This window comes from Bacteroides sp. Phil13, assembly GCF_001940965.1.
Classification (GTDB): Bacteria; Bacteroidota; Bacteroidia; order Bacteroidales; family Bacteroidaceae; genus Bacteroides; species Bacteroides intestinalis.
This window is the reverse complement of sequence record NZ_MSHA01000022.1, coordinates 70,261-83,069: the sequence shown is the minus strand read 5'-3', so window position 1 is coordinate 83,069 and position 12,809 is coordinate 70,261. Positions and strand designations below refer to the sequence as shown.

Annotated in this window: 10 protein-coding genes; 5 read left to right on the top strand and 5 right to left on the bottom strand. The window is 45.9% G+C overall.

Annotated elements, in window-relative coordinates:
• Position 1: 1 nt before the first annotated feature.
• Together BWI44_RS03385 and BWI44_RS03380 are read right to left on the bottom strand one after the other, a co-directional pair.
• The gene (locus tag BWI44_RS03385) at positions 2–1,036 is read right to left on the bottom strand and encodes a threonine-phosphate decarboxylase (protein ID WP_118216895.1); all 1,035 of its coding nucleotides are present in this window, start codon (positions 1,034–1,036) and stop codon (positions 2–4) included.
• Entirely contained in the window at positions 1,029–2,522 is a 1,494-nt protein-coding gene (locus BWI44_RS03380; protein WP_286811470.1) for a cobyric acid synthase, read from the bottom strand. The genes BWI44_RS03385 and BWI44_RS03380 overlap by 8 nt, the downstream gene beginning before the upstream one ends.
• 182 nt (positions 2,523–2,704) lie before the next feature.
• Between BWI44_RS03380 and BWI44_RS03375 the strand changes: the two genes are divergently transcribed.
• Genes BWI44_RS03375 through BWI44_RS03365 form a run of 3 tightly spaced genes read left to right on the top strand, consistent with a single transcriptional unit; the run spans position 2,705 to position 7,509 of the window.
• Entirely contained in the window at positions 2,705–4,102 is a 1,398-nt protein-coding gene (locus BWI44_RS03375) for a TolC family protein (protein ID WP_118294589.1), read from the top strand.
• Positions 4,103–4,130: 28 nt separating this feature from the next.
• On the top strand, positions 4,131–5,120 hold the full coding sequence (locus BWI44_RS03370) for an HlyD family secretion protein (protein ID WP_021967368.1): 990 nt from the start codon (positions 4,131–4,133) through the stop codon (positions 5,118–5,120).
• Between the two features lie 19 nt (positions 5,121–5,139).
• Positions 5,140–7,509, top strand: a complete 2,370-nt coding sequence (locus BWI44_RS03365; protein ID WP_286811545.1) for an ABC transporter permease — start codon at positions 5,140–5,142, stop codon at positions 7,507–7,509.
• Here the strand turns inward: BWI44_RS03365 and BWI44_RS03360 are convergent.
• Complete coding sequence (locus BWI44_RS03360; RefSeq protein ID WP_286811463.1) at positions 7,491–8,087, bottom strand: cob(I)yrinic acid a,c-diamide adenosyltransferase; 597 nt, start codon at positions 8,085–8,087, stop codon at positions 7,491–7,493. The genes BWI44_RS03365 and BWI44_RS03360 overlap by 19 nt on opposite strands.
• A 26-nt stretch (positions 8,088–8,113) precedes the next feature.
• A complete protein-coding gene (locus tag BWI44_RS03355; protein ID WP_286811454.1) occupies positions 8,114–9,451 on the bottom strand; it encodes a cobyrinic acid a,c-diamide synthase CobB in 1,338 nt (445 codons plus the stop codon).
• A gap of 82 nt (positions 9,452–9,533) precedes the next feature.
• Between BWI44_RS03355 and BWI44_RS03350 the strand changes: the two genes are divergently transcribed.
• Both BWI44_RS03350 and BWI44_RS03345 read left to right on the top strand, forming a co-directional pair.
• Positions 9,534–10,964, top strand: a complete 1,431-nt coding sequence (locus BWI44_RS03350) for a RapZ C-terminal domain-containing protein (protein ID WP_115501878.1) — start codon at positions 9,534–9,536, stop codon at positions 10,962–10,964.
• A 60-nt stretch (positions 10,965–11,024) separates the two neighbouring features.
• A complete protein-coding gene (locus tag BWI44_RS03345) occupies positions 11,025–11,765 on the top strand; it encodes a nucleotidyltransferase family protein (RefSeq protein WP_117707446.1) in 741 nt (246 codons plus the stop codon).
• Here BWI44_RS03345 and BWI44_RS03340 read toward each other — a convergent pair.
• Entirely contained in the window at positions 11,760–12,749 is a 990-nt protein-coding gene (locus tag BWI44_RS03340; RefSeq protein WP_044532548.1) for a hypothetical protein, read from the bottom strand. The genes BWI44_RS03345 and BWI44_RS03340 overlap by 6 nt on opposite strands.
• Between the last annotated feature and the right edge of the window lie 60 nt (positions 12,750–12,809).

Below are 12,809 nucleotides of genomic sequence, written 5' to 3'. Positions count from 1 at the left end.
ATTAATAAGTTTCAAACCACTGCCCTATCGCCTGTACAAGGCGGTCATTCTCCTCCGGTGTCTGAGTAGCAATACGGAAAAAGCGTTCATCCAGACCTTCAAAGTTAGAAGCGTCCCGAATAAGAATACCATGTTCGTTGGCAAGATAATCCTTCAATGCGGAAGCCTTACCAAAACGAAGGTGAACCAACATAAAATGAGTTTCCGTAGCCCATACCTCAAGACCACCTGTCTGTTCCAATGCATTGCGTAAACGAGCTGTCTCCTGTAAATAAGCAGATATATTCAATGGATTAGGAACGTCATATTCAAGCAAATAAAGACCAGCTTCAATAGCCAGTTGATTTACCGACCAAGGCATACGGTGGATACGCAAACGGCTAAGCAAACCTTCATGAGCAGTTATATAGCCCAGACGCAAACCGGGAACTGCGTAACGCTTCGTCATAGAATGAAGCAACAGGACATTTGAAAAATGGGCAGCTTCAACCGATGAAAACAGAGGTTGCAGAGTAAAAAACTCATAAGACTGGTCAATTACAAAGCAAACTTGTGGATTATGTTCTATTAATTCTTTCAGATATGCTTTTTCTATTACTGCACCTGTAGGATTGTTAGGATTACAAAGCCAAAACATGCGGATGTCAGGTGGCAAGAGATAATTATCTTCAGCCGTAGGAAGTTTATACATTGATGCTACCCGATGCCCATGCATACGGCAAGCATCTGCATACTCACTGAATGTAGGCTGAAAAATAGCGGTATTAGTACCCCTAAATGTTTGCGCTATCAGGTAAATGGCTTCCGTGGCACCATTCGTTACACAAACGGAAGCGGAAGGAAGATGGTGTTTCTCTGCCAAACGACCTTCCAATGTATAAGGCTCCGGTTCGGGATAAGAAGAAATTCCACTGATATGATGGCAAAGATGTGCCTGAAGGCCAGACAAATCCACACGGCCATATACATTGGAACTGAAATTAACCTCTATCGGGCGTTTATATTTATATGCATCGTCTCCGTGTCCTTCAATCATGAGTGGTCAGTATTTGGTAGATAAGCGGCAGATTGATGTGACGACGCACATGATCGGCGAGTTTATCATATTGTTCTTCTTTGAATTGTTGATAATCAAAAGCCGTTCCGGTATCAGCGAGCTTATCTGCAAAAGGTTCGAGAAGGAAGTCTATAAACGCAGGGTTGTCAAGGATACCATGGATATAGGTTCCCATACAAGTACGGTTGACATAATAACCATCCGTACGACCGTCTTCCAAAAGATTCAGCGGGGAAACCGGAGCATCATGGGTAGGAATGGTAGTGCCCATGTGAATTTCATAACCCTTTAGCAATTGTCCATTGTCAATTGTTAATTGAAATTTGACTTGTCGGGTAACTTTTTCTCCCGTCATATGGGTGCTGACGGGCAGAAGGCCGAGGCCGGGTAAACGTTCTATTTCTCCTTCTACATGATCGGGGTCGCAAACTTCCTGGCCCATCAGTTGATAACCACCACAGATACCCATGACGGTGGCGCCTTCACGGTGTGCCCGGATGACGGCTTGTGCTACACCGTTACGGCGCAGTTCATGCAAGTCGGCAAGCGTACTTTTACTACCTGGCAACAGAATGATGTCAGCTTTAGCTATTTCATCGGTATTATTAGTATAAAAAAGATGAACACGCGGATCGCGTTCGAGAACATTAAAATCAGTGAAGTTACTGAGATGTCGCAGGAGAATGACAGCGATATTGACTTTACCTTGTTCCGCCTGTACAGATTTCGTGGCAAGAGCCAGAGAGTCTTCTTCTTCAATATAAATATCACGATAGTAAGGTACCACTCCTACCACGGGTATGCCACAAAGATCTTCAAGCATCTTGATTCCCGGTTCGAAAAGACGAATATCTCCACGGAATTTATTGATAAGGATACCTTTAATACGTTCCCTTTCATGGGGGCGAAGCAGCATCAAAGAGCCATAAACACTGGCAAAGACCCCGCCTCGGTCAATATCTCCGACAAGGATTACATCTGCCCCAGCATGCAAAGCCATAGGCAGATTCACCAAATCCGTATCCCGGAGATTTATTTCTGAAATGCTTCCGGCACCTTCCAATACAACGGGATTATAACGAGTGGCAAGACGGTCATAGGCAGAGCATACTTCACGACGTAATTCCTCGCGCCCTTCAACGCGGAAATAATCGTAAGCATTGCGGTTGCCTATGGGACGCCCGTTAAGCACTACTTGCGCTGTACAGTCGGAGGAGGGTTTCAATAATAACGGATTCATATCTGTATGGCAGGGTACACCTGCTGCCTCGGCTTGGACAGCCTGTGCACGGCCTATTTCTAATCCCTCGGGAGTAGCATAGGAATTAAGTGCCATATTTTGTGCTTTAAACGGTGCCGGGTGATAACCATCCTGACGGAAGATGCGGCAAAAAGCAGCGGCTATAATGCTTTTTCCTACATCACTACCGGTTCCGGCAAACATAATAGGGTGAAGTTTCTCCATAAGAATTATTTTAGCGGGAACAAAGATAGTGCAAAATTCCAAGTTAAGAGAATGAAGATACTCAGTATATCATTTCATTCATAACCGGAATGAAAGAAAATTTCAGTAAAACAACGGTGAAAGTGAACAATAGAAAAAGAAGAGTGTTTGAGATAAACTAACCTAAACCAACAACTTGACGTATGAAACAAATTTTATTTATCGTTCTGTTGGGAGTGAACCTATCTGTATCGGCACAAACGAACCTCTCCCTCAGCTACGACGACGCTTTACAAATGTTGCAGAAAGGCAATCAGAGCCTCAAGATCGCCGATAAAGGCATTGAAGCCGCCCGCACAGAACGGGACAAGCTCAATGCTCTGTGGTATCCCAGCCTGCAGGGAGCCGGTACCTACGTCCATATGTCCGAAAAGATAGAAGTAAAACAACCTCTATCCCAGTTCACCGATCCCGCAAAGGATTTTGTACATGACATCATCCCCGACGACCAGTTCATCAGTGGGATACTAGACCAGATAGGCGCCCATACCCTCGTCTTCCCCCTCGCCCCCCGCAACCTCACCACCGTGGGTCTGACAGCCGAATGGATCGTCTTCTCCGGTGGTAAACGTGTACGAGCCGGCAAAATTGGAAACCGGATGATTGACCTCGCCCGTGAAAACCGTGCTCAAACTGACGCAACCCAACGAACCTTGCTTGCCGAAAGTTATTATGGCCTCAGCCTTGCACGCGAAGTCGCAGCAGTACGTCAGGATACCTATAATGGTTTGAAGCAGCATTACGAAAATGCTCTCAAACTGGAGGCTGCCGGAATGATTGATAAAGCCGGACGCCTTTTTGCCCAAGTCAATATGGACGAAGCACAAAGAGCACTGGAAGCAGCACAGAAAGAAGTTACAGTGGTAGAAAGTGCCCTGTGCACCCTGCTCAATCTGGAAGACAGTTGCAAGATTGAGCCTACCTCCCCTCTGTTCATCAACTCCACGCTTCCGCTCAAAGAAGAATTCGTGCAAACCATGCGTGCCGGCAACCCCATGCTGAACCAGCTATCCATTCAGCAGAGTATTGCCAAGCAGCAGCTACGGATAGACCAAAGCGGTTATCTGCCGGATATTGCCTTGTTCGGTAAACAAACACTATATGCCCACGGCATACAAAGCAACCTTGTTCCGCGTACAATGGTCGGCATAGGCTTTACCTGGAACCTCTTCGACGGGCTGGCACGTGAAAAACGCATCCGCCAGTCACGAATTGCCGAGCAAACTCTTGCATTGGGTAAAGAGAAAGCACAGGATGATCTTTCTGTAGGCATAGACAAACTATACACCGGATTACAAAAAGCCCAGGACAACGTACGTGCACTGAACTCGACCATTGCCCTGAGTGAAGAACTTGTACGTATCCGCAAGAAATCCTTTGCAGAAGGTATGGCAACCAGTACCGAGGTAGTGGATGCCGAGACCATGCTTGCTACCGTCAAAGTAGCCCGTCTGGCCGCTTATTACGAATACGATGTAACACTCATGAATCTACTGGCTCTCTGTGGTACGCCGGAGCAGTTTAAAAACTTCAACAATTGACAGTTGACAATTATAAATTTATAGCAATATGGAACTAACAAAAAAAAGCATCAGCACCACATTTGTCATCATATTGGCAATCACCATACTTGTCTCTATCCTGGGAATGGTCCTTATGAGTCATCAGCCCCTCGTTCTTCAGGGACAAATAGAAACAACGGAAATCCGTATCAGTGGTAAATTACCGGGACGAGTGGATTCATTTCTTGTCCGTGAAGGAGACTGGGTAAAGGCAGGCGATACACTTGTCGTCATCAACAGTCCGACGATAGAAGCCAAATACCGGCAAGTAAATGCCCTCGAGCAAGTAGCCCAAGAACAGAACAAAAAAATCGATGCCGGTACACGCCGGCAGATCATCGCCACCGCCCAGCAACTCTGGAACAAAACCAAGAGTGACCTGACCCTGGCACAAACAACTTACGGGCGCATCCTGACACTTTATAAAGACAGTGTCGTCACCTCCCAACGGAAAGATGAAGTAGAGGCCATGTACCGTGCCGCACAAGCTGCTGAGCGCGCCGCTTACGAACAATACCAAATGGCCGTAGACGGAGCACAAAGCGAAGACCGCGCATCGGCACGCAGCATGGTAGATGCTGCACGCAGTACAGTAGATGAGGTGTCCGCCCTCCTTGTCGATGCACGTCTGACAGCACCGGAGGCAGGACAGATTTCAACTATATTTCCCAAGCGTGGAGAGCTTGTTGCACCAGGCACACCTATCATGAACCTTGTCGTTATGAATGACGCTCATGTTGTACTCAATGTACGCGAAGACCTGATGCCACAATTCAAGATGGACAGTATATTCCACGCAGATGTCCCTGCCATCGGTAAAAAGAACGTAGAGTTCCGTATTTATTATATCAGTCCGCTGGGTAGCTTCGCCACTTGGAAATCAACCAAACAGACGGGAAGCTATGATATGCAGACCTTTGAAATACATGCCCGTCCCACACAAACGGTAGAAGGGTTGCGTCCGGGAATGTCGGTGCTGCTTACTATTAATGATTAACCGATAATCTGTGTGAATGATGAAAAGTCCGTTATACAATGTACTCCACCGCGAACTTTGCCGTATGACCTCCCGCAGGTTATACCTCGGCGTATGCCTCGTACTGCCCCTATTCTGCTTATTCTTCATGGCAACCATTTTCGGTAGCGGACAAATGGAGAACATTCCTATTGGCATTGTCGATCAGGACAATACTGCCACATCCCGGCAAATCGCACGAAATATATCTGCCGTACCCACTTTCAGCGTCACACGGCATTTTACCGATGAAGCCGCCGCCCGGCAAGCCGTGCAACGCAAAGAAATATATGGTTACCTGTCTATTCCTACCGGCTTTGAACAGCATGCTACGACAGGAATGGATGCCACGCTTTCTTACTACTACCATTATGCTCTCCTCTCCGTAGGTAGCGAGTTGATGGCGGCTTTCGAAACCGCGCTGGCACCTGTCGCTCTCTCCCCCATTGCCATGGAAGCCGTATCTTTAGGGCTCAATCAGGAACAGATAACCACATTCCTCCTGCCTGTACAAGCCAGTATGCACCCTCTTTATAATCCCGACCTAGATTATTCTGTTTATCTGGGCCAACCTTTTTTCTATGTCCTGTTCCAGATACTCATCCTGTTGATGACAGTATATGCCATTGGCAGCGAAATCAAGTTCAATACAGCACAGGAATGGCTGACCACAGCACGAGGGAATATTCTGACTGCCGTCATCGGTAAACTATTGCCTTATACATTCATCTTCTCAGTAATCGGTATATTGGCAAATTATATCCTTTATGGAGTAGTACACATTCCTTTCCACGGTAGCTTACTGATGATGAACCTCATGACACTGATTTTTATCATCGCCACGCAAGCACTCGCAGTGTTTATATTTTCCATCTTCCCACGGATAGCATACATTATCAGTATCGTATCCATGATCGGTTCATTGGGTGCTACTCTTTCAGGTGTCACCTTCCCCGTAACAAGTATGTATCCTCCGGTACACGCAGCATCCTATCTGTTTCCCGTCCGGCACTTCACTGAAATCTCACAGTCGATGATTTATTTTGACTCAGGTTTCGGGTATTACTGGCAATCAGCAGCTATACTTTTGCTTTTTCCACTACTGGCATTATTGATACTGCCGAGATTGAGACACTGGATTTTGAAAGATGCAGTAGAAGAAGATTCAGCCCCTATCCACAGTACGGCATATTCCTCCTCAATAGCCACTATCATTTTCAGGGAATGGCGTGCCATCAGCACCAATGCAGCAATCCTCCTGGTATTAATAGGCGGAATCTTTGCTTACGGCCTTCTCTATAACCTGATGTATGCTCCCAACCTTGTACGGAAAACTCCGGTTGCAGTTGTCGACAATTCTCATTCGGCTCTCAGCCGCGAATATATCCGGCTACTCAATGCAACTCCACAGGCCTCAGTCTACGCACTGACACCCAATTACCTTGAAGCAAAAGAGTGGCTGAAACAGAGCAAAGTAGACGGTATCCTATATCTTCCCGCCGATTTCGACGCCCGTGTAGGCCGTGGGGAACAATCGGTCTTTAGTGTTTACGCCGCAACGGATGCTTTCCTGAATTTCAAGAATCTGCAAGAAGCTTCTTCCCGCGTGATGCTTGCCGTAAACGATGCACACCGTGCAGAGGGTGCCGTATTCTTGCCACCACAGGGATTACTGGCAGTAGCCTCATCCGCACCTGTCAATGTAGCGGGCACAGCCCTATATAATTATACGGAAGGATATGGTTCATATCTTATTCCGGCAGTTATGATTATCATTATCTTTCAGACTTTATTAATGGTGATAGGAATGGTGACGGGAGAAGAGGCAGAACGAAACAGACGCCCTATTTTCTCGAAACAATCTCAACTCAATATGAATCTTACCTGGCGCCAAGCATTATATAATGTTTCCGGAAGAACCTTCGTTTACGTTATGCTTTATTTCATCTTTGCCTTATTTTTATTAGGCTTACTCCCCCATTTTTTCAGTATCCCTAATATTGGAAACGGCAGAGACATTATCACAATGATGATTCCCTTCCTGATAGGAACGAGTTTCTTCGGACTGGCTGCATCACGTTACTTCACAGACTCTGAAGCACCTTTACTAATGATCGCCTTCTTCTCCGTAGGCTATATCTTCCTGTCCGGTGTCTCTTATCCACTTGAACTAATGCCATGGTATTGGCAGGCAGCACACTACGTAGTTCCGGCAGCACCTGCCGTGCTTGCTTTCGTCAAACTGAATTCAATGGGAGGAGATATGGCAGATATCCGTCCGGAAATGATCACCCTGTGGGTACAAGTGGTAGTGTACTTCTTGCTGAGTTTATGGGTATTCAAGCATAAGCATTATCGTTTTCGTTTATAAGCAAATGATTGCCACCGTTCCTCATCCCATCCCTGGCGCTGCATTTCCATACGGGCCATGACAAAAAACAGGTCGGAAAGTCGATTGATAAAACGCAATATATCTTCCGGTACAAGATCTTCCCGATTCAGCGTCCAAAGCCTGCGTTCGGCACGACGGGCTACGGCACGGGCAAACTGTAATTGAGCCGACACCTGCGTTCCACCCGGTAGCAGGAAATAGCCGTTGTCTTCAAGCTGAAGCATCATTGCGTCCATAGCCTGTTCGCACCGCACTGTCATTTCCATAGCATGAAGTTCGTTGGGATTGCCACTACCCGGTCTCTCCGGATCCGCATCCCGTAAGCCGGAAGGGGTTGCAACATGACTCATCACCACCATCAACTCACGTTGTATATCATGGAGTAATTCCTGCCATGCATCTTTCACCGGAAGCAACGACCTGACAATTCCTATCACCGTATTCAGTTCATCAATGCAACCATTGGCTTCAATGCGGATATCATCTTTCGGAACACGCTCTCCACCGTGGATGCCTGTCATTCCTTTATCTCCTGTTTTAGTATAAATCCTTCTCATAAATTACAGGTATATCTTACATTATTTCACTCTCCCGGAACTTGTTCGAATAATGACCAAATTCCCGTTTCTCCCCAATACAAATGCGTATAACTCGCTATCAGGTTTTTATAACAAAACACGGCTGTATTCACGGGGTGTCCTTTAGCATTATAAACTTGCACAGCCGAAGCAAGCTTCTCATCCTGCTCAATGATCCGTGAATAATGAAACTCATGTCCACGCAGCTTCACCCCACGAAAATCAAAGCTTCTATACCCCATTGCCAAACGCATATCATCCTTGCAAGCGGAAACTTTCATAGGTAATGCGTCTACCATTTTGAAAGCTGTATAGGGATCTTTGCACATCACCAGTTCCGAAGCCAGATACATCATACCACCACATTCAGCAATTGTTTTTCCTCCCCGCTCAATATGAGCCTTGACTGAATCTATTACACGGGGGGCGGCACTCAATTGAAGCGCACGATTTTCCGGATAACCTCCGGGCAGATAGAGCAAATCCACATTATCCGGTACTACCGCACTGTTATCTTCCGGATCGAAGAAAGTAACCGTACCAAACTGATTCAGATAATCAAGATGTTCAGCATAGATAAAGGAGAAACTTTCCTTATTGCATGCCACCCATATATTTCCGGATAAAGAGACATTCTTTTTGACTTCTGTGGTGACATCCACCTCCCGGCGTGTGATCTGCAACAAGAGATCAAGATTCAATTGTGCGTCTAGCTGCTTCAGCAGTGTCTCAGTGATACCATCTTCATCTTTACGACTGAAATCCAGTCCCAAATGCCTGCTTTCCTCTTTCAAAGCATCGAATTTCCGCAAGCAACCCAAACAAGGCACATTCAGATCATCGCAAATCTCACGCAACATTTCCTCATGGCGGTCGCTCCCCACCTGATTGAAAATAACGCCTGCAACTTCCACTTGCGGATCAAAATCCAAATAACCTTTAATCATTGCTGCCAGTGAATAAGCAGCCGACTTAGCATTTACCAACAACACAACAGGAAGATTCAAAATCTTTGCAATCTCTGCCGATGAACCTTTACTACGGTCGTATCCGTCGAACATGCCCATCATACCTTCTACGATACAGACATCCGCATCTTTGGCATGTGAAACATACACTTCATGCATATGTTGTTCGGAAGCCATAAAAGGATCCAGATTGTAAGATGGAATTCCGCAAGCTTTTTCATGATACTTCGTGTCGATATAATCCGGCCCGCACTTATAGGGCTGTACACGTAGTTTTTTCTGCGTCAATAACGTCATCAACAATCGACTGACAGTGGTTTTTCCAGTGCCCGAAGTAGGCGCCGCTATCAGAAATTGGGGAATATTTCTTATCATACCGCACAGATTTATTTCCCGCAAAGGTAGTATATATTCCCTAAAACTCTTACCTTAGCTGCCCAAATAAAAGTAAATTACTATGATTACTGAAGAACTCAAGAAATTATATTGTACGTATACCGGACACGAGCCGGGAACTATTGAAGAACTTCCTTCATCCGGCTCCAACCGTCGTTACTTCCGCCTTACGGGCACCCCTACCCTTATCGGTGTCAGCGGGACTTCCCTCGAAGAGAATCAGGCTTTCCTCTATATGGCAGACCATTTCCGCAAGAAAGGACTACCCGTGCCACAAGTCGTAGCAAAGAGTGATAACGATGCATTTTATCTGCAGGAAGACTTGGGAGACACTCTCCTGTTCAATGCCATCGAAAAAGGACGCAAGACCAGTGTTTTTGATGAAGAAGAGAAGCAACTTCTGCGCAAGACAATGCGTCTGTTGCCTGCCGTACAGTTCTCCGGTGCAGACGGAATGGACTTCTCATATTGCTACCCACAGTCAGAATTCAACAGTCGCAGCATCTTATGGGATTTGAATTACTTCAAATACTGTTTTCTGAAAGCTACCGGAATGGAGTTTCAGGAAGACCGTCTGGAAGATGATTTCCAGAAAATGGCAGACGTGTTGATGCGCAGTAGTTCGGCCACATTCATGTATCGTGATTTCCAGAGCCGGAACGTTATGATTAAAGAAGGTGAACCATGGCTCATCGACTTCCAAGGCGGACGTAAGGGGCCTGTTTATTATGATGTGGCTTCCTTCCTGTGGCAAGCCAAGGCCAATTATCCTGAGAGCCTTCGCAAAGAGCTTTTAAAGGAATATCTGGACTCTCTGTGTAAATACCAGCCTGTGGACGAGAAATATTTCTATGCTCAATTACGTCATTTCGTATTGTTCCGTACCATGCAAGTGCTGGGTGCTTATGGCTTCCGTGGCTATTTCGAGAAGAAACCCCATTTCATCCAAAGCGTCCCCTTTGCTATTGAAAACCTGCGACAGCTATTGCAGGAACCCTATCCCGAATATCCGTACCTCTGTCATGTGCTGAAAGAGCTTACTGAACTGAAACAATTTACTGACGACCTCCAGAAGCGCCGTCTTGTAGTAAAAGTCACCAGTTTTGCATATAAAAAGGGGATACCTGAGGATTCAAGTGGCAACGGTGGTGGCTTTGTATTCGACTGCCGTGCCGTAAACAACCCCGGTAAGTACGACCGTTATAAACCCTTCACCGGACTGGATGAACCTGTTATTCGCTTCCTAGAAGACGATGGAGAAATAACCACGTTCCTCGAACATGTATACGGTCTGGTAGATGCTTCCGTGAAACGATACATGGAACGTGGATTTACGAACCTTTCCATTTGTTTCGGATGCACTGGCGGGCAACACCGTTCGGTTTATTCAGCACAACACCTGGCAGAACATCTGAACCAGAAATTCGGAGTACAGGTAAATCTGATGCACAGGGAACAGAATATTGAACAGACTTTTAAAGCGAAAAACTAAAGAATAAGTAGAGGATAAAAATATTGGTCTAAACTTCCGATAATTCAAGAAATAAAAAGAATGAAAGCAATGATATTTGCCGCAGGCCTCGGCACCCGCCTGCGCCCACTGACAGACAATATGCCCAAAGCACTTGTCCCCGTAGCAGGCAAAACGATGCTGGAGCGTGTCATCTTAAAGCTAAAAGATGCCGGCTTCCATGATATCACCATAAACATCCACCATTTTGGAGGTCAGATTATAGACTTCCTCCGCGCAAACCAGAACTTCGGTGTGGATATTCATATCAGTGACGAACGGGGTGAACTGCTGGATACCGGTGGTGGTATTAAAAAAGCCCGTCCTCTGCTGGAGAGCAATGAGCCTTTCCTTATACATAATGCCGATATCCTGACGGACCTGGATCTCAATGCTTTCTACCACCACCATCTGGAAAGTGATGCAGATGCCACTCTGCTCACTAATCACCGGAAAACATCCCGTTATTTGTTGATGAATCAAGATAACCGCCTTTGTGGTTGGACAAATCTTTCTACAGGCGAAGTACTCCCCAAAGAACTTGATTATCCCAGCGATCATTATCAGCTGCAAGCCTTTGGCTGCGTCCATGTCCTTTCCCCCTCTATTTTCCGCTATATGAAAGATGAACGCTGGACTGGGAAATTTTCCATTATTCCGTTTTACGTGGATATCTGCCCGGAAGCACGTATTCAAGGATTTCCTATAGACAGCGAAAACTGGTTTGATGTGGGCAAGCCAGAGACACTTGCAAAGGCAGAAGCCTATTATGCGTCTTTATAAAACAGGTTTCATCTTCACCAACTGCCCCTGGGTATCAAATAAGTATTCGTAGTTGAAGGAACCGTAAATACGATACTTCCAGCGGGCACTTTTCTCAAAACGGCGACTGTCATCCAGAATGGTCGCCTGATAGACGGTCTCCAATTCATGAATGAACTCTTTAGATTCCGGGTCCGGGTATCTATAAGTGGGGATAATAACACGTATATCAGGATATTGCTCTCGCAGATTTTTGATTTCTGTACGGACAGCATCTCTTTCATTAGAATTCAGAAAAAAGAGCAAGCATACCGGTTGTCCCTGCCCTGCAATGTCCGAAAAGAGCAAACTGTCTTTCTCTGCATACTCCACTTGTTTGAAATTAACAAAACGATCTCCCGGCTTCAGGCTACGGGTAGCATCCAGCATCCGTTTCAATCCTATCAATACAGATGTACTGTCGCGCATTTGTGAAGGAGTTTTCTGATACAATGTCTCCAGTTCATCCGGATAGATTGCCGCCCAACGGTCGAACACCATCCAGCCTATTGCATTCTGCGCATTGTCGAATACAAACTGCCGTGTAGCTTCCAACGGAAAAAGATCTTCATGCCAAAGTTTCCAAAGGCGTACGTTTTGTGAATGGGAATTGGTACTCTTATCCGGCACAGGCATTGCAGGTGGGACTACATTTGACAACGTCAATTTCCCTCTTTCGGGATAAAAGAAATTCATACTGCCGGGATGCTCCATTCCATAGATATGCAACGTATCTTCTTTTCCGGAAAATGAAACTTCCCCGTTTCTGATAATAGCGAAGTCCAGGGGAGCTTTCCCATAATCACGGTCACCCGTCATACGGTCAGCACCATATCGCCACAGGTAGACCGTATCTCCTTCGTAAGCGTCCAGTCCGGTGCAATGCACAATAAAAGTCTGTTCTTGCGATTGGCAACTGATGAGTCCCAGAAACAAAGAGTAAAATATCCATTGATTGATTTTCATAAAGCCCAGATAGATTAAGTAAACAAACACATTGTACAAAAGAACAATCTTTTCAGTAAA